Here is a 25,612-nt window from a genome sequence, read left to right as displayed (position 1 = left end):
CTGTTTTTCAGAAAACAGGCCAGAAACAGCTTTTTTTTACAGGAGTTGGCCAACCTTACTTTATCTGCAGCGCAGCTATTTACGTATGGTAGCAAGAGCCTAAAAAATTGTAAATTTGCTTCTTATGTCTTTTACAGTACGGGCAGAGCAGGGTAAAGCGTTGTGCTACAGGCTGAAATAGAAGGTGTTCTTTAAAATAAATCTTGCAGCGTACAGTTCTACTGTTGATCCATATTCCTTTTACGTTGAAGCAGACACGTTTTCTTCTTTTTATTTTCTTAGTTCCCCTTCTGGCTGGCTGTTCCCCTGACAGCACCGGCTTTTTGGGGCGGCGGTTCCATAACCTCAATGCCCGGTACAACGGGTACTTTCTGGCGCGGGAGAAAATGAAGGAAGTAGAGGCCAAAATAGAGGCGGCCCACGTGAATGACTACAACCGCATTCTAGACATTCTTCCGCCGCTGGACACCACGGTCCTGAAAACGCTGCAGCCAGACCTGGAGGAAGTTATCAAACGCGCGTCCTTTCCTATTGCCCGCCACCCTAAATCTAAATGGGTAGATGACTGCTACGTGCTTATTGGCAAAGCCCGTTACTATCAGGGCGAAGAAATAGAAGCCATTAAAGCGTTCCGGTTTGTGCAGACCACTGGCAAAGACCGCCATGCCAGGCATGAGGCCCTGGTCTGGCTGATGCGCACCTACCTGCGGCAGAAAGACTATGATGCGGCCATCTCGGTCTCTGAACTGTTCAGAAAGGAACGCATGAATGAGGAGAATGGCCTGGCGCTTCTGCTGACCAGGGCGCAACTTGCCAGTGAGCAGAATACCCTGCCGGTGGTGATTGAAAACCTGGAAAGGGCCGTCCCGTTTGCGAAGGCGAAAGACCAGGAGTCCAGAATCAGGTTTATACTGGGGCAGCTGTACCAGGCCACCAACCAGGATGACAAGGCGTACCCACACTATGCCCGCATCCTTAAAAAGAACCCGCCCTATGAGCTGGGCTTCTACGCGCAGCTGAACCTGGCGCAGGTCACAGAGCTGAAAGACGTCAAAGCCAAAGAAGAAATTGAGTCTTTCCTGTTCAAACTGGCCAAAGACGAAAAAAACAAAGAGTACCTGGATAAAATCTACTATGACCTGGCAAAGCTTCAGCTGCGCCAGAACGAGTACCAGGACGCGTTAGGCTATCTCAAGCAGTCTACCGCCGCCTCTACCACCAACAGAAACCAGAAGGCGTATTCTTACCTGCTCACGGCCCAGATTCATTATGAGCATCTGGAGCAATACAAGTTGGCGCAGGCATACTATGACAGCACCCTTCAGCTATTGCCCTCTACCGCTCTGGGCTATGAAGAATTAACTGACCGGAAAACCGTCTTAACGGCTTTTGTGCAGCAACTGGACATCATCAGAACCGAAGACAGTCTGCAGGCCCTGGCCCGTTTAGGAACAGAGGAGCGGGCGCAGCGTGTAGCCCAGCAGATTGCCAATGAGCAGGAAGCGCAGCGCCTGGCCGCTCAGGCCGCCGCAGCCCCTGGCGCCACCGGCACCGCCGCCTCCAGAGGACCTGCCGTCGGCTTTGGCACGCAAGGCGGCACCTGGTACTATGACAACCCGGTAGTCATAGCCAACGCCCGCAACGATTTCCTCCGCACCTGGGGTGAACGGCCACTCCAGGACAACTGGCGCCGCATGGCCGCCCTCTCTGGCAGCATAGGGTTGACAGCTGGCGTACAGACCGGAGCCGGAGTTGACAGTGTGGCCCTGGCCGAAGCAAATGCTCAAAAACAGGCTGAGTACCTAGCGGCGATTCCGCTTACCCCGGCACAGCAGCAGGCGTCTAACACCCGTCTGGAAGAAGCCTATTTCACACTGGGCAATATTTACCAGCAGCGGCTCAGGGAGCCTGAAGAGGCTATTAGCACTTTTGAAACCCTGCTGCGCCGTTTTCCCGCTTCGTCACATGCCTCAGAGGTGTATTACAGCCTGTACGTGATGGCCAATGCCCTGCAACAAACAGAGGCTGCCCAGAAATATGCCGCCGCGCTGCGGGAGCGTTTTCCTACGTCTAAGTATACCAAGCTCATTGATCAGCCTGACTTCCTGCGCACCTATTCTGCAGAGAATGCGGCCGCCCATGCCCTTTATGACTCTGCGTTTGTGCTGTATAACACAGAGGCGTATGCCCCGGCCAATGCTGTTTTAGAACAACTTTCAGAAAAATACCCCGGAAACGACATTCCGGACCAGGTAGCCTTTCTGCGAACAATGATAGTGGGCCGCACCCAACCCGCAGACACGTTCAAGGCTGGTCTGGAGCAGTTTATCCAACAATACCCAGAGAGCAAGCTTCTGCCTAAAGCCAAAGAGTTTCTAACCCTGCACCAGCGCTATGAGAGCGGCGAACTGGCAAAGGCTCCAGAACCCGCGGCCCCTGCCGCACCAGTGGCCGTTCTGCCCCAATACAAAGCTGATCTCACCGCTCGGCACTCGTTTGTAGTAGCCCATTCAGCAGATACCCTTGCCCTGAGTCAGCTCATCAAAGGGTTTGAACAGTACAACAGCAGGTTTCACCCTCGTAAGAACCTTACAATAACTACGCTGCCCTTTAATGAGGGTACGGTCTTGCTTGTGATAACCCCCTTCCCAGATTTCAAAGGCAGTCAGCAGTACGCTAAATTACAAACGGCCCGCAGCTCCCCGCTTGCTTCTATAAAAGGCCCGAAATTTGCTACCTTTGTTATCTCAGATGCCAACCTCGCGGCGCTTCAGCAATTGCGGGATATTGAGCAGTATGTAGCCTTCTTTGAAAAAAATTACCAATAAGATGTCATCATCGCCTTCAAATAAGTACCGGAAGATCATTTCGGGGCTTTGGATCCTCTTTGCCGGAGGGTTTGTGTTCTTTCTGCTGTACATTTTTGCCGTCAGCATTAACTTCCTGAACCTTTTTGGCGACCTGCCAGACTTGAAAACACTGGAGAACCCTAAAAGTGAGCTAGCCTCTGAGGTGTATTCAGAAGACGGCCAGCTGCTGGGCAAATACTTCCGGGAGAACCGTAGCCCTGTTACTTATGAGCAATTGCCCAAACACCTGGTTGACGCCCTCATTGCCACAGAAGACATCCGGTTTGAGGAACACTCCGGCATAGACTTTAAGGGCACCCTGGCGGTACCCTACTATCAGCTCACGGGCAAGCAGGACCGTGGCTCCAGTACCCTCACCCAGCAATTGGCCCGCAACCTCTTCCGGACCCGTGAAGACCTGAATCATGGTTTGCTCAGCGGGGTGCCAGGTCTGCGCATGCTGATCATCAAGACCAAAGAATGGATCATGTCTATTAAGCTGGAGCGGTCTTATACCAAGCGGGAGATCCTGCTCATGTACCTGAACACCGTAGATTTTGGCAGCAACGCATTTGGGATAAAAGTAGCCGCCAAAACCTTCTTTAATAAGAGCCCGGAAGATTTAACCGTGGAAGAGGCCGCCACCTTGGTGGGAGTATTAAAAGGCCCCTCCTACTATAGCCCAGTTTCCCGCCCAGAACGGTCCCTGAGCCGCCGCAATACGGTTCTGGACCAGATGCACAAATATAATTTCATTGACGAGCCCACCTATACGGCAGCCACAGCCAAACCTATTGCTCTTAACCTGAATGTTGAAAACCAGAACAAAGGCTTAGCCCCCTATTTCAGGACAGAGATGGGCAAGTTCCTGGTAAAGTGGGCCAAGGAGAACGGCTATGACCTGTATTCAGACGGCCTTAAAATCTACACCACCATCAATGCCCGCATGCAGCAGCACGCAGAGGCGGCGGTAGAGCAGCACATGAAAGTGATGCAAAAAGAATTCTTCCGGCAGTTTAAAGGCAAAAGCCCCTGGATTGATGAGAACGGGCGGGAAATTAAAGGATTCCTTCAGGATCAGATTAAACGCACCGCCCGCTATAAGAGCCTGGTAGAACAGTATGACGGAAATGAAGATTCTATCAAGTTCTATCTGAATGAGAAAGTGCCCATGAAGGTCTTTTCCTGGAGTGGTGAGCGTGACACGCTCATGAGCCCTATGGATTCCCTGCGTTACTACAAACATTACCTGCAGGCGGGCTTTATGGCCATGGATCCTTTAACCGGTCACATCAAGGCCTGGGTAGGGGGTACTAATTACAAGTACTTTAAATATGACCACGTGAAACAAGGCGCGCGCCAGCCCGGTTCTACGTTTAAACCATTTGTCTACACCACTGCCATTGAAAAGGGCTATTCACCTTGCTATGAAGTGGTAGATGCCCCTGTCACCATCATTAATGAAGACGGCGTTCCCTGGACTCCCAAAAACAGCGAAGGAACATATTCTGGCAAAAAACTTACTTTGCGTCAGGCACTGGCCTTTTCTGTGAACTCCATTACCGCGTTCTTAATGAAGAAACTGGGCCCTGAGGAAGTGGTGAGCACGGCCAAGCGTCTGGGAATAACCACTAAGCTGAACCCCTACGCCTCTTTAGCCCTGGGTTCTGATGATGTGACGCTTTATGACATGGTGGGCGCTTACGGTACTTTTGTAAACAAAGGTGTCTGGACAGAGCCACAGTACCTGCTTCGCATTGAAGATAAAAATGGCAACGTGTTACAGGAATTTGCCCCTAAAACCGTAGAGGCTTTAAATGAGGAGACCGCCTACCTCATGGTACACATGCTGCAAGCGGGGGCTGACATACGGGGTGGTACCTCCTATTACGGTTTGCGCCACAGGTATGGTTTGAAAAATGAGATTGGGGCTAAAACCGGAACCACGTCTAACCAATCAGATGCCTGGTTTATGGGCATTACCCCAGATTTAGCAGCCGGGGTTTGGGTAGGCGGTGAAGACCGCAGTATCCACTTCCGGAGTGCGGCCTATGGCCAGGGTAATAAATTAGCGTTGCCTATTTATGCGTATTTCATGCAGAAAGTGTATGCAGATAAAAACCTGAATGTCTCTAAGGCACCCTTTCCTAAACCCGCCTCGCTTTCAGTAGAAATCAACTGCAATACCTATAACAATGGCCCTGCCCCTGCTGATTCCGTACAACAAGAGCAAATCTTAACGTTGCCAGAAAACGTTGACGAGCAGAAATTTTAAGGGAAGCAGAAGCATATGGCTGTTGAGGAAACACCTAAGGAGCAGTTAAAACACTTGCCGCACCGGCCGGGTATCTACAAGTTCTATGATGACAAAGGCATTATCTATGTGGGTAAAGCAGTTGACATCAGAAAACGGGTGAGCAGCTACTTCAACCGTTCTAACCAGCACAACAAGAAGACGCTCAAGCTCATCTCCCAGATCAAACGGGTAGAGTTTACCATTGTAGACAGTGAGGCAGATGCTTTCCTCCTGGAGAACAACCTTATCAAGCAGCATCAGCCCAAATACAATATTCTGCTGAAGGATGGTAAGACATACCCGTACCTGTGTATTACCAATGAGCGCTTTCCCCGCGTTCTGAGCACGCGCAACAAGATCAATGACGGCTCCCGTTATTTTGGTCCCTACCCCAGTGTGACCAGTATGTATGTGGTGCTGGAACTGATCAGGTCTCTGTACCCCTTACGTACCTGCAGCTATAACCTCAGCCCGGCCAATATTCAGGGGGGTAAGTTCAAGGTTTGCCTGGAGTACCACATTGGCAACTGCAAAGGCCCCTGTGAAGGATTGTATGAGGAGGAAGAATACAACCAGCACATACAGCAGATCAAGAACATTCTCTCTGGTAATATGGCCGTAGCCAAGAATTACTTCAAAGAGAAGATGTCTGCAGCTGCGGCAGAGTACCAGTATGAACTGGCGCACCAGTATAAGCAGAAACTTGACCTGTTGGATGATTTCCAATCTAAGTCTACTGTAGTCAGCAATACCCTTACCAACATTGATGTCTTCACCATTACTTCAAATGAGAAATGCGCATTTCTCAATTACCTGAAGGTGATGAACGGCTCTATTATCTCTACCCAGTCGCTGGAGCTGCAGAAAAAACTGGAAGAAACAGATCAGGATATTCTGGCATCTATGATTATGCAGCTGCGCGCAGACTATGAGAGTACAGCCAAGGAGATACTGGTAAACATAGATGACCTGCAGTTGCCGCTTGATAGCATCACCATTACGGTACCCCAGATAGGCGATAAGCGCAAACTGCTGAACCTCTCGCTTAAAAATGCCTTGTACTTGCGCAAAGAGCGCGAAAGCATGCAAGACAAGAGTAAAGACAGCAGTGAGGTGCGCATCATGGAGACCATGAAACGGGACCTTCGCCTCACAGAGCTTCCTAAGCATATTGAGTGCTTTGACAACTCCAACTTTCAGGGAGATAACCCGGTGGCCTCTATGGTATGCTTCAGGAACGCCAAGCCCTCTAAAAAGGATTACCGTCACTTCCACATCAAAACGGTAGTTGGGCCAGATGACTTTGCCTCAATGTATGAGGTGGTCACTCGCCGGTACCGTCGGCTTTTGGAAGAAGGGGCTTCTCTGCCCCAGCTTGTCATCATTGATGGTGGAAAAGGACAACTGGGCATGGCCGTGAAAGCCCTGAAAGACCTGGGCATCTATGGGCAGGTAGCCATAGTGGGTATTGCCAAAAGGCTGGAGGAAATCTTTTACCCCGGCGATTCCTTCCCTCTCTACATAGATAAGAAATCTGAATCTTTAAAACTGATTCAACGCCTCCGGAATGAAGCGCACCGCTTTGCCATTACCTTCCACCGCTCAAGACGTGACGCCGGCACTTTACAGACTGAACTTACCCAGATTAAAGGCCTGGGGCCCGCTACGGCAGAAAAGCTCTTAAGTAAATTTAAATCTGTAAAGAAAATAGCAAGTCTTTCGCAAGAAGAGTTAGAGGTGGAAGTAGGGAAGAGCAAAGCCCAGATCTTACGCAACTATTTCAGCCAAAGCAAATAAACGTATCTTTTTCGTTCTTCTGTTTTAGGGCTGTTTTTCAGAAAACAGCCCTAAAACAGAAAATTAAATGTAGTTTCTGCTGATGTGTAGATTCTGCTGCTCTTTTAGAAGTTGCTCCTGCTGTTAAAATGTGCGGTTTGGGGCTCTTATGGTAAGAAGAGCGGCAAGTATGTGTAGTCCACTGTTTCTTTTGGCGGTGAATAGTCTGCTGTTTCCCCTGGCTTTGGCGTTTGACGCGGTGGTTTAATAGCTGTGTTGTTTCATCTTTACCGGTAAGCGCTCACGGCCGCGGGGCCCCGTCCTGGCGCTCACACTGCTGTTAAAACTACGCCTTCGGCACCGTAGTAACAGAGGCGCTCACCACCGCCAGAATCAGTTTGGGTTCCTCTTCTGATCAGCTTCTCTTCTTTTGTCTGTCTCTGCAGGTAACCGCTGCTGTTCCGCTGGCCTGTGGCGAGCCCGTGCTGCGCAATCAGCCAGAGACAGAAGTGCTAATTAACAGAGGTGCCAGCAGCAGAAATAAGTAGAATCTGTCCCATACATGTCTGATTAAAGTGCTAGGTTTTGCACGGGTAGGGTGACCTCTGTTTTTGGCCTGTTTTCCTGAAAACAGGCCAAAAACAGAACAGATATTTCAAGCTTTCTAATTATGAGATAGCTTCTGACAGAAGTGAGGATTAATAGGGAGTAGCAACAGCAGGAGTGGTAAAAGAAGATACAGGTTAAAGATATTTAAACTGTATCTATCATGGCAACAGTTTGCAACTACCATAAGTCGGCTTCCCCGCATCTCTTTTGTCCTCTATGGCGCGGAAGTTGCTTCCGTGCTACTAACGCTACCTTTCCCATGGAAGGGGGCAAAGGGGAAATCTCACTTAAGAGGCACCCAAACTAGTATTAAGGTAGCGGGAGAAGCTCATAAAGACGGGTATTTACCTGCCGGTGCACGCATGGCTGAGGTACAATAATTTCCTTTGCCCCACCCATTCCATATTATACCTCTATCAGTGAGAAAGGACTTTACATTTGCTGCGGCTGTTCGCCCAAACTTGGGTTTGCGGGGTTTACAACCTGCGGCACTTGTAGAGCAATAGTGCCGCAGCGGTATTCATGTATTCCCGGAAGTCATCTGCTTGGTCAATTGTAAAGTAGGGAGCGCGGGTTCTTTTTTTTGAACCTAGTAGCCGATGTAGCCAGCAGAATGGAAGGTTTATAAAATAAGAAAGGAGGCGTTAGGCCTCCTTTCTTTCAAGATATCATACTAACAGGTTAGTAGCTCCACAGGCTATATTCCCACTCAATCATTTCTTCCATTGCTTGCTGAGCAGCTAGGAGACCTTTTTTGCCAGTTCCGTATACCTCATCTAAGCGAGCATCATTTACGTTAGAAACTTTAGTGATATAAGAGCTGAACAACCATAGATCAAAAGCATCTGCCAGGTTCTTATGCTGCGAATTATTTTGTTCATTGAACCATACCGCTTCTTCAGGGTGTGCTCTGAACACTCTCACCAGGTCACTGAACTTGAAAGAGGCTATAGGTTTCTCAAAACCTAAGCTGTTGTACTTTGCAGGCATGATAAGCGTTAAAGCTTGAATATCATGGTACAGACGGGAGCGTTTTTTATCAAACACAACGTCTTCCTTCAACTCCATCTTGTACAGCTCATTAGGAAGAAGCTCATTTGAAACAACAGGAGCTGGTGCTGCAGCAGCTGTTGATTTACCACCCTTCTTAGGAGCTGGAGCTCCCCACCCGTCATCAGCGGCAGGTGCATCAAAACCAGCAGCCTTTTCAGCCTCAGTTAATCCCCCTCCAGATTCAGCAGGCGTCATGTTGGCCAGAAATTCCTGAGCAGAAATGGGAGTCACCAGTGTATCTGAACGGTAAGCCTGCAGCTCTCCACGTTTAACAGCATCTACAATTAATTTAGAAATCTGTTTGCCGTTAGAGAACATGGGTTTGTTCTGCTTCTCTCTCAAGTCAATGGCACGCCATACCGTCTTCTTAAACATGACGTCTGAAGGAGAAATAGGACGGGCAGAAGGGTTCGCCGCCGCAGAAGTAGTCATCAGGAGCTGCGCCTGCTCAGATTGCTTCTGAGCTTCTTGCTGACGTGCCAACTCCTCCTGACGAGCCTTCTCTTGCGCCGCTTGGGCCGCAGCATTAGACTGGGTTTTTGACTGCGTTGTGGTAGCTTTCTTTGTAGTACGTTTTTGCGCCGTACCTACCATTGGAATGCTAAGCAATCCAGCCAATCCCAAAACAACTAACTTCTTCATGGTACTATGTAATTACTTTCTTAATTAAGCTGAATGCTGATGCTTGATCCATCAGAAGGAACAACCTCCTGCTGATCACGGAAGTTCATTCGGCGTACCTCTCTTACATCAATGGCAAGACGATCTCCCGGACGAGCCTGGGCAGCCAGTGATGAGATGTTTACTGTAGGTCCATTTCCTGGCACCTGACCGGCAGGGCGGTTCCCCCGCACCAGGTACACCACATACTCGGTTACTCTGTAACGCGCATCTTTAGGTAATTGGTTCTTAAAGCTTTCATCAGCAATAGCTCTGATTTCCAAAACCCTTGGGCCTGGGGCTGCCATACCCTTTACAATGTCAACTGGTCTGCCATTGGCATACGCTACTACCTGCGGTCTTGGTACTAGTTTCACAGTAAAATCCTGGGAACCAATAGAATTCCCCCCGCTGCTCACGTTCAGTTTTACCTGTCTGCTGGTAGGGATAATAGTCAGGAAGCCTTTTTTAGCTCCTTTTACCACTGTTGCCCCAGAAGCTGAGAAAGCTGGATCATACGTCGCTCCCAAAGCAGGCACCTGAACACTGAGTTCGTTTCCGCAGTTGAAGTACAAAGAGTTGATAGAGGCTGACTGAATTTGCATTACAGGCTTGGCCACTACATATTCTTGAGTCACAGTAAAGACTGTATCTTTTCCACTTGGTTGACGGAAACGTACCTGACCTTTCCAGGTTTTCTTAGCATTGCCTTCTGCATCATAATTACCGGCAGTGGCCGTAAATTCAATCTGACCTTTCCCAGCTTTTACCGGAATTGAACGTCCATCTACCGACATGGTAGGTGATACGGCATCAGAAGAAGCCGCTAAGAACATTTCAGCTTTGTATTTAGTACCAGCCGCTACAGTCTTAGACTCGGCACTTGCCATGGCGAAGATATTTTCAAACTTGATTATATCTGCACCCACTTTTTGGGCTAATTGAGAAAGAGTCTCCGCTTCATACTTCAAAACCTCAGATTCCTTTTGCGCTAGCGTAGCCAAGGCTGCTACCATTGGGGTTTCTTCAAAGTTCAGTTGGGCAAAGTCTTTCTTCCGCTGATCCTGGTTGTTTTTCACTCTAGGGTCTTGCGCCCCGCTCATTGCTATTCTCTCTGGAACACCGGTATTGAACTGACGCAGAAAGGAAGCATATCCGTTTAGTTTCTGCTCCAGTTCATAGCCTTTCCCTTTCTTGGTGCCGCCAATCATCACTTCATTGACAATCTCGTTAGCCTCAGGGTTAATGTAGTTGCCGGTTTCAGCGTCTTTTCCACCTGATGCTTTTTCCAATTCATCTCTCAAGCCACGCAGGTAGCTCACCATTTCAGCCGTTTGCTTCCGAACCTGATCAGCCTGCTCTACCACTTTGGCATCGGCGGGTCTGTTCCCAGCTTTTGCGACAGATGATGCGATGCTTTTCACTACGTTGCTGTTGTCAGAAACCGTGTTACGGTTTACTTCCATCAGGCTTTCATCAATAAATTGGAATTTTAGAAGTATCGCAGAGCTTACGTTCAAGGCCAGCAGCGCAGTCAGAACGAGATACATCATCCCGATCATCTTCTGCCGTGGCGTTTCTTTTCCTCCAGCCATAGTATCCTTATAGGGTTTACTTTGTAGTTAAACTTATATTGTATAGGGAAGGACAGAGGTTACCCTCTCATGGCATTCAACATGTTACCGTACACGTTATTCAAAGAATGCAGGTTCTTGGTAAGATTTGCTACCTCTTCTTTGAATTGCTCTGTATCACGGCTGGCGTCTGTCAAGTTCTCCATAGCCATGGTCAGGCTACCGTAGAACTTATTCATTGACTTCAGGTGGCTGTTCGCATCCTGTAACTCCATTTCATATACAGCGTTCAAGGCACCCAGATTTTTAGTAATGTTCTGAACCTGGGCATGGTAGGCTTGGGCATCTTTCGTGGCGTTTGCCATGTGAGACACCGCCTCAACGGTAGCACCGTACGCTTCGTTGATTCTGTCTAAAGAACCAGCCGCAGCTCTTACACGGGTAGTGTACTCATTGGTAGCCACAGTGGCATCTGCAATATCAGACATTTTAGCGGCTGTATCGCTCAGACGGTTCAACCCTTGACCTAATGACCCAATGGTGGCCGGGGTTACATTAGCGTCACGCAGCATCTTATCAAGATCTCCGGTTAAAGAGGCGTTGTTCGTAGCAGCGGGCACTGTAGGAAGCGGGCCGTCATAATCATCTCTCAATTGAGGATACACACGCTCCCACTCTGGCTCATGCGGATTTGGCTGAAAGGCACTTAAAAAGAAAATAGCCGCTTCTGTTCCCAACCCTACAATCAACATTTCATTGGCTCCGTCTAAGTGAAGAATTTTAAACAAGGCACCAACAATTACTACCGCAGCCCCGATACCGTAGATTTTTGGCATCACTTTATCATAGAAGAAGTTGCCTTTCGATTTGCTCATTGTTTTGACAGATTTAGATTAGTTCAGGAATTATTTTTAAATAGCAGTTGAAGGTTCAAAAAAGAATATTAGTTCCCAAAGCCGAACTCACGGCCTGAAGAACGGCCAATGTAGATCATGGCACTTCTGAAGCCAATGTAAGAACGGGCAGAGTCCTGGTATTCAAAATTACGGACACCCGTCTCTAAGAAATAGGCAATGTCTTTCCAGGAACCACCGCGCACAATCTTGCGGGGCTCATCATCTTTATAATAGGTTGGGTTCAAATCCCACACCACTGGCACAGATGCTTCAGAGTATGCGTCTTCACACCACTCAGCCACATTACCAGACATGTCATACAGACCGAAATCGTTAGGATAATACTGGCCTACCGGAGCGGTGTAAGTGAAACCATCGCTGTAATAGTCACCGCGGCCCGGCTTGAAATTTGCCAACATACAGCCTCTGGCGTTACGCAGGTAAGGACCACCCCAAGGATAGGTAGCCAAATCACGGCCACCGCGTGCCGCATACTCCCACTCTGCCTCAGAAGGCAGACGGAAGTTTGGCATTGGCGCCTGACCGTTGTCTGTGTTGTAAGCATTTTTCAACTTGGTTCTCCAGTTGTTGAAATATTTTGCAGCAAACCAGTCTACCCCTACCACAGGATAATCATCAAATGCCGGGTGGGTGAAATAATATTCCATCAAAGGATCCCCCATATGATACGTAAAGTCCCGCACCCATACGGTGGTATCTGGATACAGCTGGGTCATCACATACTCTTCCCCCAACACATCTAATGAGTCCTGCCGAATAGCGTCAATAAACTGACGGTACTCATTGTTGGTGATTTCAGTCTCATCCATATAAAAACCACCAATTGTCACCTGCTTGTTCAGGTTAGACATACTGGCGGCAATATCCTGATCTGTTTGCCCCATGTGAAATGTTCCACCAGGGCAGGCAATCATTCCATATGGCACCTCCTGCGGATTGAACTCAGGACGGTCTGCCGCCCCAATCACATCCCCCTCAGAGCTTCTCCCCATACCACACCCCGCCATCAACACAACGCTCAACGCAATGGCAGAAGACTGTAAAAACTTATTCATATTCTTGGACTTGTAAAAAGATAGCGCTACCACTCTGCGTATTAGGTTTTAAAGATAGCAAATATATACAACAGAATTAAAAAACAAAATTATTGTTTTTTCTTGAAAGTCAACTCTCTAACGTTGTTAAAAAAATATTATTTTATTTCAGCAGTAAACACAACTCCATCAGTTCATTGCCTGCCTCCCATCTGCTTGTACTCAAAAATTATATCTGGGGGTTCTCACAGGAGGTTTTGTAGTATTCTTAGATTTAGGCAACCTATACCCAAGCATTACCTCATGAGAGGTGGGGCTTTTGGCGTTTGCATCTACCACAGTATAGTCAAAGGCATACCCAAAACTCAAGGCATTGTCTTTCAAAAGATAAATACCTAACATTGCCGTAGCAGCCTCTTCAAACCTATACCCAAGCCCTCCCCAAAACTTATTATTAAAAGTTGCTCTTGCACCTGCTTCAATTGAGTTTGTATTCGCTTGCAAATCTTGCTTTAAAATAGCAGTAGGTGTTACGGTAACGGCATCAGAAAGTTCCCAGTGGTACCCACCGGTTACCATTAGATGCTTCTCACCGGTTACGGTTCCCCGCACCGTGGCAGGCTCTGCCCCCGTATCAGCAGCGCGGCCCTCAAACTCATAGGTGGCACCCAGCAGGTTTACCAGCCCCGCCCCCACGTACCATTTCGCATGCTGGTACCACACACCAGCCCCCATATCAAACTTTCTGTCTGAGCTGTTAAAGGGCACCTTTGGGTCATTCTCATTATTTGGTCGGTACCCGCCTTTGCTCATGTTGGTCATACCTCCCTGCACGCCCAGGCTCAGGGTGCCGGTTCCAACAGACACATGATACGCATAAGAAAGTTGAGCCTGAAACACATCTACCGCTCCAATCTCATCTTTCATCACAATAACCCCTACCCCACTCTTTAAAGTTGGCAAAGGGGCAGAGAGTGTAAACAACGCTGTCTTGGGAGAACCGCCGGCATCAAAAGCACCATCATACCCTAACCACTGGTAGCGGTAAAGTACATTCAACTCAGTCTGCCCGCTCACACCTGAATAAGCTGGACTAATAAACTGACCATTGAACCCGTAGTGACTAAACTGGGGAACTTGCTGCGCTTTGGCAAGCACAGAAGCTAAAAGGCACAAGATGGTAAGTGATAGACAGATTCTGCGCATTGTAAGTCGTTTATAAAGACTGGACCATCATTAAAGTAGTCTTTTGGCTTAATCTAGCAAATTGCTAACGATCCACCAAAAGACCACCTCATTTTAAGCCTTAGCCAATGCTACGCACAATCTCATGAAAAGTAACAACATATTTACTTTTTCCCAGAATTCTGTTGTATATAAACCTCAATGGCCCCTGTCATAGAAGGCGCATTGGGCATAGGGGCTTCAATATCAAGTTCTAAACCTGCATCACGCACAGCCTGGGCTGTAGTAGGTCCAAACGCAGCTATTCTGGTATTATTCTGTTTGAAGTCAGGGAAATTCACAAAAAGGGAATGAATTCCTGAAGGGCTGAAGAAGGCAATACAGTCATACTTCACTTCTGCCAGATCAGAAAGATCTGCTGCCACGGTCTTATACATGGTAGCCTCTGTGAAGTTAAACCCGTTTTCCCGCATAAACTCAGGAATATCTTCTTTCCTGATGTTAGAGCAAGGATACAGGAACTTCTCGTTCTTATGCTTCTTCAGCACATCAAACAGGTCAGTGGCTGTTTTGCCGCCAATAAACAATTTACGCTTACGCAGCACAATGTACTTCTGCAGGTAATAGGCCGTCTGGTCAGAGATACAGAAATATTTCATCTCTGCAGGCACCTCTATTTTACCTTCGGCACAGATCCTGAAGAAATGGTCAACAGCATTACGGCTGGTAAAGATAACGGCAGTATGATCAAGTATATTGATCTTCTCCTTCCGGAAATCCTTATAGGAGACAGGCTCAATCTCTATAAAAGCCCTGAAGTCAACTTTAATGCCATATTTTTCGGCAATACCCAAATAAGGCGAGTTATCATTTGCCGGCTTTGGCTGCGTGACTAGTATACTGGAGATTTTCTTTGAATGTCTGTCCGCACCCAACGCTTCTTTACCGTCAGCCATGTTAGAAGTAGTTAAACAACTTGTATCTGAGATTAGTGATACCCCTTACATTTACCAGGATCTACTACACAAACACAATCAGTTTGAGCAAAATCATTAATGGTATCACTTCTGTGGCGCAAAGGTACGAAAATAAATGTAGATTTTGGAGGGAATATTTTTTACTTACCGTTAGAAAAGTCCTGACGGCTGTCAAGACAAGCAGAATGGTAACGCTCACATTTGCAATCCAATACACCAGCTGCGGCACAGAAGAAGACGTGCCTAAGTACAGCAACATGATTACGGGCAGGAAAGCCCCCATAGAAAGCAGGGTGCGCAAGAATTCCCGGTACTGGGTAAGCACAATTTCTGCCACACCAAAAATAAAGCCCATCAACTTCAGAAACAGGTACTTAAACACCACAAACAAAAAGATTATCAGGGCATAGAGCAGTATTTTGGAGACTAGATCAGCCTGGGTGGCAGTGAACAGCTGGTTGAGCAGCGCCAGGTCTTCAATGTCAGTGTGAATGGCTACAATCAGCAAGGCAAAAGACAGGGAGAAAGCGATCACAAACAGAATACTGGACCAGTTGCCAATAGGCTTGGTCAGGAGCCCTTCCTCTAAAGTTGAAAGTTTCAAGAAATTACTGACTCTGAAGATGCTGGCAAAATCAGAGTAAAATGTAAGCCGAAGCCCCCCATACACCAGCCCCACCACAAGCATCACCAGCACCAACGTGCTCCTATGCGAAGAAGGCTGCCTCACCTTCACCTGCAGCACCTTCTTTTGCACCGGGTTACTGGCAGTCATGGGCTCCTGCGGAACCCTGAAGGAAAGATAATTGGGCTGCTGCTCTGGGTGCCAGACAGTAAGCAGGTACCGTCTACCAGGCACCATTCTCCCAGTAAAATCAACGGTAAACCGGGCCGTGGAGTCTGCTGAGAAAACCAGTTGGTTGTCCAGAAAAAGACACAGCTGCTTACGGGCTGCAAACTCAATTTTAGGGTTCGTAAACTGGTCAAGCGAAACCCATTGATACAGCGCCTGGCGCTCATCATGGTAACCGGGTAAATACGGCACTAATGAGTTGTCTGCCGCTTTGTAGATTAGCCAGTCAGATGAAAGTAGCGGCTTAAGATAAGGCTCTTCTGCCCGCACCCCCACACCTGCCAACCAGAAACTGAAAAGCAAAAGCCAAAACCGCATACCTTATGCCGTAGTGGTAGGCCTGGCCTTATACTGCCCCAACACAAAGCTCAAGAGAATAGAAAACCCTAAGAGGCAGAGCAGAAGGTTCAGATTACCCCAGTGGGAGAAGTTAAACACAAAAACAATGACCAGAATATTCAACATGGCCAAAATCAATACGGTGGCCACCTGACTGAAACCCATGGCCAGAATGCGGTGGTGAATGTGGTTTTTATCTGGCGAAAACGGCGACACCCCTTTCATCACCCTGATCAAAGAAACCCTGATGGTGTCAAACAGCGGGACAAACAGCACCCCCAGGGCCACGGCAGGCGCAGCGTATATCTGGTACACCTCACTGCTGTACAGAGGCCCCATGCGGTGCATTTCTATAAACTGAATAGCCATCACAGAAACCACAAACCCACACAAGAGCGAGCCGGTGTCTCCCATGAATATACGCGCCTTGTAAAAATTATACCTCAAAAAGCCCAAAAGCCCGCCAATCAGACACACAGCCACCCCTGCGTAGTTTGAATAGTTGGCCAAATGCGCGTACCAGAAGTAAAACCCGAACGTGGACACAATGATGGTGACAATGGTCCCTGCCAAACCATCAAGCCCGTCAATCAAGTTAATGGCATTGGTGACCCCAACAATGGTGAAAAAGGTAAACGCATAACTTAACCCAATGGGCAGCTCATTGATCCCGAAGATTCCCTGAAAACTGGTAATCCTGATGTCTGCCATGAACATCACCACCCCCGTGGCCAGAACCTGCATAAAGAACTTTTTAAAGGCCGAGATAGACACCAGGTCATCTTTCAAACCGCCAAAGAACAGGATGATACACCCCGCCAGCACCTGCTGCACCCCGTTAGACAGATCCCCAAAGATGGTCAGTGCTGACATGAAACCGGCAAACACCCCCAGACCACCCAGGCGGGGCGTAAGGGAAACGTGCACCGTGCGCTTGTTAGGCTGATCCAGAATATTTTTAAGGTGTGCCACATACACAATAGAGGGTATGGCAAACAGGGTTATGAAAAAAGACCAGCTAAAGGAAAGCAGGTAGGTAAAAAACTTCATGCAGGGTCATTGATTAGTAACGTTCTTCGCAAAGCGGCACTTATTGGGCAAAAGCCTCTTGGCTGGGCCTATGAGTGCAGTACTCCTTGCTTCTCCAATATGGAAATCTGGATTAAATTATCTTCTACAATACTTCCCGGCACAAACAGGAAGCGCTTATCATGTATCTTATTGCCTATATAATAGCTCACCCAGAACTCATTGGTCAGGTGAAACAACGCCGGGTCAATAGGCTCCACCTGCTGAGAACTCTTGCCAGGCACCTGCTCAAACATGTGCCGCAGCACTGACGTCTTCACTTCCTGCCCCTCATGCTCGCCATAGCCTTTAGAGGCAACCAGCACATTGTCTATAGTGAAGGCATTGCTGTTGATGAGGTACACGTTCCACTCCTCCAGCCCCAGCTCGTTTGTCTCACGGGCAACAGCCACTGAAACGCCCTCTACCTGATGAAAATCAATATCTTTCTTCATGCTGCTCCAACAACGTGGCTTCAAATAATTGTTCAAAATGGACCAGTAGCCGTCTTTCTACCTCCTCCAGCGCCACATTGCGCCCTAGCTCCAGCGCCATGGAAGTCACGGCTTTGTCAGAGATCCCGCAGGGAACAATGTTCCCAAAGTAGCTGAGGTCTGTGTTCACGTTCAAGGCCAGCCCGTGCATAGTCACCCAGCGGCTGCACTTCACGCCCATGGCACAGATCTTTCTGGGGTTTTCCTGTTCCTCAAAGTCCAGCCAGACCCCGGTCAGGCCCTCAATACGGCCCGCTAATATGCCAAAATCAGCCAGCGTTAGCATCACGGCCTCCTCCAGAAACCTGAGGTACTTATGGATATCAGTAAAATAATTCTCCAGGTCCAGGATAGGGTAAGCCACCAGCTGCCCCGGCCCGTGGTAAGTAATATCCCCTCCACGGTTAATCTTGTAAAAGGTTGCCTCCTTCTGCTGCAATCCCTGCTCATCTAGCAGCAGGTGCTCCAGGTGCCCGCTTTTGCCCAGCGTGTACACGTGCGGGTGCTGGCAGAGAAGCAGGTAATTAGAGGTGGCCTGCTGCTCTTCTGGCGGCAGCTGCCGGTTGCCTGCCTTTATCTCCAGCACACTCTTCAGCAACTGCTCCTGGTAATCCCAGGCCTGCTGGTAATCTACCAGCCCCAGTTTCTCAACCAATATCTCTTTGTTGCGCTCCACTTATTTCAGGCTGCTTTCGTACAAAATCAAGGGGCCGTGCCACCCAACCGCCGTTTCTGCCCCTGTATAAGCCATACGTGACAGAAACTCTGCAAATTACTCATTAAACCAAGAAGGAACAAAAATGGGACATAATACCCACATGGGCAGGCAAGGCGAAGCCGCCGCAGAGGCGTTCCTTTTACAGAAAGGTTACCTGATCCTGGCCAGAAACTTCCGGTTTAAGCGCGCAGAGGTAGACTTGATAGCCACCAAAGAAAAAGTGCTGGTGCTGGTAGAGGTAAAAACCCGGAGCAGCCAGGCATTTGGTTTCCCAGAGGCGGCCGTCTCGGCCAGAAAAGAGCAAATGCTGCACCTGGCGGCCGAACACTATATAGAAGCAATGAACTGGCAGCACGACGTCCGCTTTGACGTCATCTCCATTATCTGGCACCCAGACCGCCCGGAGATTCTGCACATTGAAGACGCCTTCCACTAAAAGCAGCAAGGCCCTACATCCTGTTTTAGGGCTACTTTTCAGAAAACAGCCCTAAAACGGAAAACAGCCCCGCCGGCCGCGCGGCCGCCCTGCCTCTCGCAAAGAACCCGCCACACAGCCGCCCATAGCAGTTTCACCAAACCAGGGGAACAGTGTCTTTTATGAATGGAATCCGAAATAAAAATTGAATCTTACAAAATTACATCCTGGGGAAACAGATGGCGAACCAGAGAAGGCCCTGTTGACCGCTACTGCCGTTGCCACCTGTTCCCTCAGCCCTTTCAGGATGACAGGGAGGACAAAATGTATTGTTCCTTCTACCCCGGCACATAGAGCAGAAAGGCCATAAAAAACTGTCTGTTTTGGGGCTGTTTTCTCCAAAACAGCCCCAAAACAGACAGCGGCAGACTCAAACTGCAGAAGCGGTTATTTCTTTTCCTTATTCTCAAACACCAGTTCCCCGCTTCGGTTGTACTGTTTTACCAGCACAGGTTCAGCTGGGGCGTCAAAACCGGTTTCAGGGTACATGAACTCGTACTGGCGCCGCCCCCTGAAATCATAGAAGTTGATCCAGGTGCCCACTTTCCGGCCTTTGTCATAGGTACCCTGCCATTCTAACTGGCCGTTCTCGTAGAACTTATAATAATCACCCTGCACTTGCCCGTATTGGTACGGGATCACCTCTTTGATCTTGGTTTTGGCGGCATCATAGTATGAGATCTCTGAGTCTCTCAGAAACCCTTTGTAGTAGTGTATTTTTTGGGTCAGGGTACTGTCTGGCCTGAAGGTCTCCCACCGCAGGTGCTTCGCCCCCACAAAAAAGTAACCCTGCTCAATCACCACATCGCCACGCTTTTTGGTGTAAGGCCCGTGCAGAATCAGCATGGGGGTTTTCTTGGGGTCCAGCGCTTTCGCCCTGAAGATCTTGCGCTTCTTTACGTCAAAATAATGCTTGTCCTGCACATACGGGTTGGGGTCTTTGTATTCGCGCAGGTAGTGAAAGGTTTCTACAATCTGGTTTTTGCCCTTGCCCTGCCGGGCGAAGCCCCGTTTCACCCGCATACCAAAGTAGGCCTTCTTCTTTTTCTTTGATTTCTTTTTGCCGCCGTCTTCGTCAACGCTGTCTTGCTGGGCTACCGCCAAAGAAGGCATGTCCAGGGAGTCAACCACGGCCCCAGAATCAACGGGGTTCAGGTCAACCGGCTTCCTGGCTTTCTTCCAGAAAAAGATTTTTTTCTTCTCCTTCCCTATGGTCTGCGCCTGCGCCTCCTGCGGCACTGCCGCCAGGAGCAGCACACCCAAAACCACCAGCCACGCATGTACAATTCTCATAGCACTACTTCTTTCACTTTTCAATGCCTTAAACGTGTTTACGCCCTCTATGGTATACGCTTTACCCCAAGGTGCCGCTACCTGCCTGCTGAGAGCTTGTTTAAAGGAACAAAAATCTACACAGAAAATTCAGTTTTCCTGTTTTGGGGCTGTTTTTCTGAAAACGGCTCCAAAACAGGAAAGCCAAGCCTGCAGGGCAGACTTGGCAGTAAACCTAAATAAAACAATGGACTCTTACAGCGTGCTGGCAATAGGGGCAGGCTCTGCCATCACCTTTACCAGTCCCTGAACACCTTTTTGCGCAAAATCTTTGCGGGCTTGCTCAGCGGTCAGGCGGCTGTTGAAGCGGCCGGCAATTATGCGGTGCACTTTTTTACCGTTCACGGTCTCCTCTACCAATGAGATGGGCAGTTTCTGGTAAATCTTGCGTAATTTCTCTGCCTGCGCCTCTGCGTTGGCCTGGTTCCCGAAGGCACCGGCCTGCACTACAAACAGTTGCTGCTGAACCGGGGCCGCCGCCACTACAAGGGGCGTGGTCTCAGCGGTGACAGGTTCAGCGGTGGCGGTGAGATCAGGATTCTCAGCCTCTGCCTTTTTAGCGCGGGCGGCCAGGAAAGCCTCCGGCAGTTCCAGCACTTCTACTTTTACCTCAGTAAGACCGCTGCTGCGGTAATGAATTCTCTTGGCGGCGGCTTCAGACAGGTCAATGATGCGGCGGCCTCTGAACGGACCGCGGTCATTTATCTTTACCACCACACTCTCCCCGTTAGTGAGGTTGGTTACTTTAACTTTAGTGCCTAAAGGAAGCCCGTTATGGGCGGCAGTCAATTTGTGGCGGTTGTACACCTCTCCACTGCTGGTGCGGCGACCGTGGTATTTTGATCCATACCATGATGCGGTTCCGCTTTGAGTCTCACCTACTTCCTGTGCAGAAGCAAGTGGTGCAATCCCAAAGAATAAGATGAAAAGAACGGCAATTGCATAGTAAATTTTCAGTTTCCCCATTTTAGGTTTTGTTGGTGGAACATCAATTTCAAGGCGACAAAATTAGGAATATTTTTTTCAATACAACCCTTCCCCCTCCCTGACACCTGCTTTTGTCGCTGCCTCAACCTAATAAATTAATACATTTCTTGTAAAATGTTCAATTTTTTATTTTTGAAATATAATTAAATTCACAAAATGTGGTATGCCAAACTTCAAGCTTTACTTTAACAGATTTTCAGGCTTTAAGAAGGCTCCAGCGCAATTTTAACCGCCACCCCAGCCTGCCTCGTCATCTTAAAAAGACTTGGAAAAGTAAAATCAGGTAAAAAAAAATGTAATTATTCTAAAAAAATTAGTGGAACCCCTCTTTTTTTAGTCGATTGCTCACCCTTTTGACACGTATATAGACCTAAAACGATATTAGCACAAATGGATTTTGGTAGACTTCCCAACCTCAATCAGGTAGACTTCACCCTGCCGCCAGACCACCCCGCCACCCCGCAGGTGCTGGCCCGTTCGCAGCGGCCTACCAGGCCCGGCCTGTATCTGGGCTGCCCCACCTGGACAAACAAAACCTGGCAGGGAATTTACTATCCTGCCGGTGCCCAGGACACGCAACTGCTGCACTTCTACGCCCGCCAATTCAACACGCTGGAGATGAATACCACCCACTACCGTATTCCAGATGCCAGGGCCATTCATAAGTGGCGCCAAGCCGTGCCGCCGGGGTTTGTGTTCTGCCCAAAAATTCCGCAGGTGATAAGCCATGACCAGTTGCTGCACCACGTGGGCGAACCCACCAAACTGTTCTGCGACGCCATTTTAGGCCTGGGCGACGCACTGGGCATGGCCTTTCTGCAGTTGCCGCCGTTCTTTGGGCCAGAGGACTGGCCGGTGCTGGAGCAGTTTCTGTTGCAGTTCCCGCAGGAGGTGCCGCTGGCCGTAGAGTTCAGGCATGAGAACTGGTTCAAAGAATCAGCGGTTACGCAGGGGGCGTTTCAGTTTCTGGAGGAGCGGAACATTACCACCGTCATCACAGACGTGGCGGGCAGGCGTGATGTGCTGCACATGCGCCTCACCACCCCCGTGGCCATGATCAGGTTCAACGGACACGCCAAACACCCCACTGACTTTACCCGCCTGAACGACTGGGCAGACCGCCTTCACCAGTGGCTGGACCAAGGCCTGCAAACCGTGTATTTCTTCATGCACCAGCCAGAAGTACTGGACGCGCCGCCCACGCTCGTCTATTTGATGGAGCAACTAGAGAAGAGAACCGGCATTGCCCTGCCCCGCCCGCAAAAAGTGCAGCAGTTTGTGCAAGGGCAGCTTTTCTAAGCGCAAGAACGCCCGAAAGCTATTAGTGCGTTTTGGGTCTGTTTTTCTAAAAACATGCCCAAAACAGAAACCCCCTTCTGTCTCACCGGTTTTCAAAACCTGTAAGAACTTTTGTGTCAGGAACAGGATTTCCAGCATTGAGGTTGATTTTCAGGATTTAGTTAGCCTCTAAAATTGACGGAGACACTCGCCCTCTGAAAGACCCGGCCAGGTCTTGTGAGCAAGCGTTTTCAGGCTGTTTTAGCCAAAATAGCCCAAAAACGCACTTATATAATTTTCTCTCCCTTAGAAAAAGAGCGAGGGAAACCAAGATGCGTTTTCGGCCTGTTTTGGCCAAAACAAGCTAAAAACGCAACAGCAGAACTCCCTCATTGTGGGAGAGGGGCTGGGGGTGAGGTCAAGAAACAAACTGAGTCTGAAACGTAGTCACGCCGTCTGCGCCTGTCTGCAGGGAGAAGGGGAAACCGTGCTGCAGCAGAATCTCCCGCACCATGGTCAGGCCAATGCCCTGGCCGTTGGCTTTGGTACTGAAGAACGGGCTAAAGAGCTTTTCCTGCACCTCAGGCGCAATGCCTTGGCCGTTGTCCTGGATGAGCAGTTGTGGCGGGTTCGCTACCGTTTTCACCTTTACCCAGCCACCTTCCTCCACAGCTTCCACGGCATTCTTCACCACGTTAATGAGCACCTGCTCCAGTTGCTGCACGTCTACTTCCACCGTAGGTGAAACTGAGTCCAGCTCCCAGTGCCACAACACCCCTTTGCGCTCAACGCTGGGCAGCATGAGCCGTTGAATGCTGTGGAGCAGCTCATGCAGGCTCACAGGTTGCTTGGTAGGCGGCGGTATGCGCACCACATTGGCAAAGTTGGCCATGAAACCGGCCAGGTTCTGGTTGCGGGTGATGCACACCTGCAGCGCCTCGTCAAAGTCTGGGCGGGTGCCCGGGTCCAGTTGCGGTGAGAAATATGCGAAGGAGTGTAAAATGGAATTGACCGCGCCAATGGAGTTGTTAATTTCATGCGACATCATCCTGATCAGCTTCTCATAGGCGTTGCGCTCCTTTTCCAGCAGTTCCTGGGTGAGTTCCTCTATTAAAATAAAGTAGCGGTGGTAGCCTTTGTCTAGGAACCTGATTTTGCGGCAGCGGTACGTCTGAATGCCGTTGGGCCTGATGATGCGCTGCTCATCTTTAGGCAATTTTCCCAATGAAGCACCCCAATGCCCTGGCAGATCCGCCAGCGGTTTGGCCACCAGATCTCTGCCGCTGGCCTGCAGCAGCACCGCCGCCGCAGGGTTCAGGCCCGCCACGCGGTCGTGGCTATCTAATAGGATGATGCCCGAGGGCGAGGCTTCAATCAGGCGTTCCAGCAGAAAATGTTTCTCGGTCTGCACCACCCGCTCCTGCCGCAGCTCCTCCATCATCTGGTTGTACACCTCCACCAGCTGGTCTACCTCTTTTTGGCCCGTTTTCAGGAATTTGATCGAAAAATCACGATCCCTGATGGACTCCACGCCCGCGGCAATGAGGTTGAGCGGCCGCACGAAAGACGTGTACAGCTTCACGGTAAACAACAAACTGGCGACAATCAAGACCTCTGCGGCCACAAACAGCCAGCGGTTGTAGGCCACCAGCTGCCAGGCCAGCACCAGCATGGCGCCGTAAAGCAGCACGGCCACCAGTACAAACTTACTCCTGAGCGTCATACGGAATGTTGAACTTCTCCAGCCGTCGGTACAGCGCCCCGCGGCTCACGCCTAAAGCCTTGGCTACTTTGCTCACGTTGTTATGGTAATACGCCATAGATTTCTTAATCATGCTGGCCTCCAGCTCTTCCAGAGTCATGGCCCCTACACTGGGCAGGGCCTTCTCCTCCAGTTTTCTAAGGCCGCCCTGCAGTTGGTTCTGAAAATCCTCCACCTCCAGCAGGCTTTTGCCACTTACCAGCACCGTGCGCTCCACCAGGTTCTTCAATTCCCGAATGTTACCCGGCAGCGGCTGTTCTCTGAGCCATTTAAGGGCTTTATTACTCACCTGCAGCTCCTGCTTGTGGTAGGTTTTCTTGAGGTTGTTCACAAAATGCTGCACCAGCAGCGGTATGTCCTGGTTGCGTTCGCGCAGGGCGGGCAGCTTCACGGTAATCAGGTTGATTCTATAATAAAGGTCTTCCCGGAACTTGCCCTCGGCCACCATCTCCTGCAGGTTGCGGTTGGTGGCGCAGACCACGCGTATGTCCAGGTTGCGGGAGCGGCTGTCGCCGAGGACCTCATAGGTGCGGTCCTGCAGCACGCGCAGCAGTTTCACCTGGCTGGCCAGGTCCAGTTCGCCAATCTCGTCCAGGAAGATGGTGCCTTTGTTCGCCATCTCGAAACGGCCTACGCGGTCGGTTTTGGCGTCTGTGAACGCGCCGCGGCGGTGCCCGAACATCTCGCTTTCAAACAGGCTGGCCGAGATGCCGCCCAGGTTCACCTTCACAAACGGTGCCTTGCGGCGATGGCTGTTTTTGTGAATGGCCTCAGCAATGAGCTCCTTGCCCGTGCCGCTTTCGCCTTCAATCAACACCGAGGCATCTGTGGCGCTGATCTGACCCACGTTGCGCAGCACCTGCAGCAGGCCAGGGTCTTCGCCCACTAGCATGGAGAAGTCATACTGGTCGTTCAGCTGCTTGCGGGTGAGCTTGCCTGCGGGAACCTCAGTGGTAGGCTGCGCCAGTTCCAGCGCCGTCTTCACGCTCTGCAGCAGATGGTCGTTGTTCCAGGGCTTGGTGATGAAATCGGCCGCGCCGCCTTTGATGCCCTCTACCGCCAGGGTGATGGAACCCCAGCCCGTGATCAAAATGACCGGCACCTGCGGGTAAAGCTGCTTCAGCTGGCCCAGCAACTGCAGACCGTCTTCGCCCGTGGTCTCCATGGAAAAGTTCATGTCCAGGAGCATAAGCTGCGGGCGCAGGGTAGCCGCAGCCTGCAGCGCCTCGGCGGGGTTAGCCGCCTGGGCCGTGGCATAGCCCGCCTGTTTGAGCAACAAGCTCAGGGAAGCCCGCACGGCTACGTCATCGTCAATAATTAAAATCATGGGGTTCATTCAGCGCGTTGGTTGAAATTACTGTTTTTAAGCTGATTTC

General features: G+C 49.7%; 19 protein-coding genes. 5 read left to right on the top strand and 14 right to left on the bottom strand.

Annotated elements, in window-relative coordinates; genetic code table 11:
• Nucleotides 1–203: 203 nt before the first annotated feature.
• From porW to uvrC, 3 genes are read left to right on the top strand one after another with little or no spacing between them, the layout of a single operon-like run.
• Complete coding sequence (porW, locus tag FHS90_RS04255; RefSeq protein ID WP_446692748.1) at nucleotides 204–2,828, top strand: type IX secretion system periplasmic lipoprotein PorW/SprE; 2,625 nt, start codon at nucleotides 204–206, stop codon at nucleotides 2,826–2,828.
• Nucleotide 2,829: 1 nt separating this feature from the next.
• Nucleotides 2,830–5,124: a penicillin-binding protein 1A gene (locus FHS90_RS04250; protein ID WP_182511983.1), complete on the top strand. Its 2,295-nt coding sequence runs from the start codon at nucleotides 2,830–2,832 to the stop codon at nucleotides 5,122–5,124.
• Between the two features lie 15 nt (nucleotides 5,125–5,139).
• A complete protein-coding gene (uvrC, locus tag FHS90_RS04245) occupies nucleotides 5,140–6,942 on the top strand; it encodes an excinuclease ABC subunit UvrC (protein WP_182511981.1) in 1,803 nt (600 codons plus the stop codon).
• Between the two features lie 1,269 nt (nucleotides 6,943–8,211).
• Here the strand turns inward: uvrC and porN are convergent.
• The 10 genes from porN to lipB all read right to left on the bottom strand — a co-directional run bounded on the left by porN (nucleotide 8,212) and on the right by lipB (nucleotide 18,360).
• Nucleotides 8,212–9,225 carry a type IX secretion system ring subunit PorN/GldN gene (gene porN / locus FHS90_RS04240; RefSeq protein ID WP_241499017.1) on the bottom strand — a complete coding sequence of 338 codons (1,014 nt, stop codon included), beginning with the start codon at nucleotides 9,223–9,225 and terminating at the stop codon, nucleotides 8,212–8,214.
• Between the two features lie 20 nt (nucleotides 9,226–9,245).
• A complete protein-coding gene (gene porM / locus FHS90_RS04235) occupies nucleotides 9,246–10,838 on the bottom strand; it encodes a type IX secretion system motor protein PorM/GldM (RefSeq protein WP_066835351.1) in 1,593 nt (530 codons plus the stop codon).
• Between the two features lie 59 nt (nucleotides 10,839–10,897).
• The gene (gene porL, locus FHS90_RS04230) at nucleotides 10,898–11,692 is read right to left on the bottom strand and encodes a type IX secretion system motor protein PorL/GldL (RefSeq protein ID WP_066835349.1); all 795 of its coding nucleotides are present in this window, start codon (nucleotides 11,690–11,692) and stop codon (nucleotides 10,898–10,900) included.
• Between the two features lie 68 nt (nucleotides 11,693–11,760).
• Nucleotides 11,761–12,789: a T9SS ring complex lipoprotein PorK/GldK gene (porK, locus tag FHS90_RS04225; RefSeq protein WP_182511979.1), complete on the bottom strand. Its 1,029-nt coding sequence runs from the start codon at nucleotides 12,787–12,789 to the stop codon at nucleotides 11,761–11,763.
• 201 nt (nucleotides 12,790–12,990) lie between these two features.
• Nucleotides 12,991–13,974: a PorP/SprF family type IX secretion system membrane protein gene (locus FHS90_RS04220; protein ID WP_066835347.1), complete on the bottom strand. Its 984-nt coding sequence runs from the start codon at nucleotides 13,972–13,974 to the stop codon at nucleotides 12,991–12,993.
• A gap of 143 nt (nucleotides 13,975–14,117) precedes the next feature.
• Nucleotides 14,118–14,909 carry a uroporphyrinogen-III synthase gene (locus FHS90_RS04215; RefSeq protein WP_066835345.1) on the bottom strand — a complete coding sequence of 264 codons (792 nt, stop codon included), beginning with the start codon at nucleotides 14,907–14,909 and terminating at the stop codon, nucleotides 14,118–14,120.
• A gap of 64 nt (nucleotides 14,910–14,973) precedes the next feature.
• A complete protein-coding gene (locus FHS90_RS04210) occupies nucleotides 14,974–16,101 on the bottom strand; it encodes a DUF4271 domain-containing protein (protein ID WP_182511977.1) in 1,128 nt (375 codons plus the stop codon).
• A gap of 3 nt (nucleotides 16,102–16,104) precedes the next feature.
• Nucleotides 16,105–17,172: a glycosyltransferase family 4 protein gene (locus FHS90_RS04205; RefSeq protein ID WP_066835341.1), complete on the bottom strand. Its 1,068-nt coding sequence runs from the start codon at nucleotides 17,170–17,172 to the stop codon at nucleotides 16,105–16,107.
• A 68-nt stretch (nucleotides 17,173–17,240) separates the two neighbouring features.
• Nucleotides 17,241–17,645: a hypothetical protein gene (locus tag FHS90_RS04200; protein WP_066835339.1), complete on the bottom strand. Its 405-nt coding sequence runs from the start codon at nucleotides 17,643–17,645 to the stop codon at nucleotides 17,241–17,243.
• Complete coding sequence (gene lipB / locus FHS90_RS04195) at nucleotides 17,629–18,360, bottom strand: lipoyl(octanoyl) transferase LipB (RefSeq protein ID WP_066835337.1); 732 nt, start codon at nucleotides 18,358–18,360, stop codon at nucleotides 17,629–17,631. The genes FHS90_RS04200 and lipB overlap by 17 nt, the downstream gene beginning before the upstream one ends.
• 124 nt (nucleotides 18,361–18,484) lie before the next feature.
• Between lipB and FHS90_RS04190 the strand changes: the two genes are divergently transcribed.
• On the top strand, nucleotides 18,485–18,838 hold the full coding sequence (locus FHS90_RS04190) for a YraN family protein (RefSeq protein ID WP_066835336.1): 354 nt from the start codon (nucleotides 18,485–18,487) through the stop codon (nucleotides 18,836–18,838).
• Between the two features lie 426 nt (nucleotides 18,839–19,264).
• Here the strand turns inward: FHS90_RS04190 and FHS90_RS04185 are convergent, their stop codons facing one another.
• Nucleotides 19,265–20,170 (bottom strand): toxin-antitoxin system YwqK family antitoxin, encoded by a 906-nt coding sequence (locus FHS90_RS04185; RefSeq protein WP_066835335.1) that lies wholly within the window; start codon nucleotides 20,168–20,170, stop codon nucleotides 19,265–19,267.
• 234 nt (nucleotides 20,171–20,404) lie between these two features.
• Entirely contained in the window at nucleotides 20,405–21,175 is a 771-nt protein-coding gene (locus FHS90_RS04180; RefSeq protein WP_066835334.1) for a septal ring lytic transglycosylase RlpA family protein, read from the bottom strand.
• Between the two features lie 411 nt (nucleotides 21,176–21,586).
• Here FHS90_RS04180 and FHS90_RS04175 point away from each other — a divergent pair, with 411 nt between their 5' ends.
• Entirely contained in the window at nucleotides 21,587–22,495 is a 909-nt protein-coding gene (locus FHS90_RS04175; protein WP_182511975.1) for a DUF72 domain-containing protein, read from the top strand.
• 397 nt (nucleotides 22,496–22,892) lie between these two features.
• Here the strand turns inward: FHS90_RS04175 and FHS90_RS04170 are convergent, their stop codons facing one another.
• Nucleotides 22,893–24,197, bottom strand: a complete 1,305-nt coding sequence (locus FHS90_RS04170) for a sensor histidine kinase (protein ID WP_182511973.1) — start codon at nucleotides 24,195–24,197, stop codon at nucleotides 22,893–22,895.
• On the bottom strand, nucleotides 24,181–25,563 hold the full coding sequence (locus FHS90_RS04165) for a sigma-54-dependent transcriptional regulator (protein WP_182511971.1): 1,383 nt from the start codon (nucleotides 25,561–25,563) through the stop codon (nucleotides 24,181–24,183). The genes FHS90_RS04170 and FHS90_RS04165 overlap by 17 nt, the downstream gene beginning before the upstream one ends.
• Between the last annotated feature and the right edge of the window lie 49 nt (nucleotides 25,564–25,612).

Source organism: Rufibacter ruber (assembly GCF_014138425.1).
In the GTDB taxonomy this organism is placed as follows: domain Bacteria; phylum Bacteroidota; class Bacteroidia; order Cytophagales; family Hymenobacteraceae; genus Nibribacter; species Nibribacter ruber_C.
This window is presented reverse-complemented; position numbering and strand designations above follow the sequence as displayed.

What these genes read in the sequence shown, in the direction of transcription:
- FHS90_RS04250 (WP_182511983.1), top strand. Translation starts at nt 2,830, where the DNA reads ATGTCATCATCGCCTTCAAATAAGTACCGGAAGATCATTTCGGGGCTT.
- uvrC (WP_182511981.1), top strand. Translation starts at nt 5,140, where the DNA reads ATGGCTGTTGAGGAAACACCTAAGGAGCAGTTAAAACACTTGCCGCAC.
- porN (WP_241499017.1), bottom strand. Translation starts at nt 9,225, where the DNA reads ATGAAGAAGTTAGTTGTTTTGGGATTGGCTGGATTGCTTAGCATTCCA.
- porM (WP_066835351.1), bottom strand. Translation starts at nt 10,838, where the DNA reads ATGGCTGGAGGAAAAGAAACGCCACGGCAGAAGATGATCGGGATGATG.
- porL (WP_066835349.1), bottom strand. Translation starts at nt 11,692, where the DNA reads ATGAGCAAATCGAAAGGCAACTTCTTCTATGATAAAGTGATGCCAAAA.
- porK (WP_182511979.1), bottom strand. Translation starts at nt 12,789, where the DNA reads ATGAATAAGTTTTTACAGTCTTCTGCCATTGCGTTGAGCGTTGTGTTG.
- FHS90_RS04220 (WP_066835347.1), bottom strand. Translation starts at nt 13,974, where the DNA reads ATGCGCAGAATCTGTCTATCACTTACCATCTTGTGCCTTTTAGCTTCT.
- FHS90_RS04215 (WP_066835345.1), bottom strand. Translation starts at nt 14,909, where the DNA reads ATGGCTGACGGTAAAGAAGCGTTGGGTGCGGACAGACATTCAAAGAAA.
- FHS90_RS04210 (WP_182511977.1), bottom strand. Translation starts at nt 16,101, where the DNA reads ATGCGGTTTTGGCTTTTGCTTTTCAGTTTCTGGTTGGCAGGTGTGGGG.
- FHS90_RS04205 (WP_066835341.1), bottom strand. Translation starts at nt 17,172, where the DNA reads ATGAAGTTTTTTACCTACCTGCTTTCCTTTAGCTGGTCTTTTTTCATA.
- FHS90_RS04200 (WP_066835339.1), bottom strand. Translation starts at nt 17,645, where the DNA reads ATGAAGAAAGATATTGATTTTCATCAGGTAGAGGGCGTTTCAGTGGCT.
- FHS90_RS04190 (WP_066835336.1), top strand. Translation starts at nt 18,485, where the DNA reads ATGGGACATAATACCCACATGGGCAGGCAAGGCGAAGCCGCCGCAGAG.
- FHS90_RS04185 (WP_066835335.1), bottom strand. Translation starts at nt 20,170, where the DNA reads ATGAGAATTGTACATGCGTGGCTGGTGGTTTTGGGTGTGCTGCTCCTG.
- FHS90_RS04180 (WP_066835334.1), bottom strand. Translation starts at nt 21,175, where the DNA reads ATGGGGAAACTGAAAATTTACTATGCAATTGCCGTTCTTTTCATCTTA.
- FHS90_RS04175 (WP_182511975.1), top strand. Translation starts at nt 21,587, where the DNA reads ATGGATTTTGGTAGACTTCCCAACCTCAATCAGGTAGACTTCACCCTG.
- FHS90_RS04170 (WP_182511973.1), bottom strand. Translation starts at nt 24,197, where the DNA reads ATGACGCTCAGGAGTAAGTTTGTACTGGTGGCCGTGCTGCTTTACGGC.
- FHS90_RS04165 (WP_182511971.1), bottom strand. Translation starts at nt 25,563, where the DNA reads ATGATTTTAATTATTGACGATGACGTAGCCGTGCGGGCTTCCCTGAGC.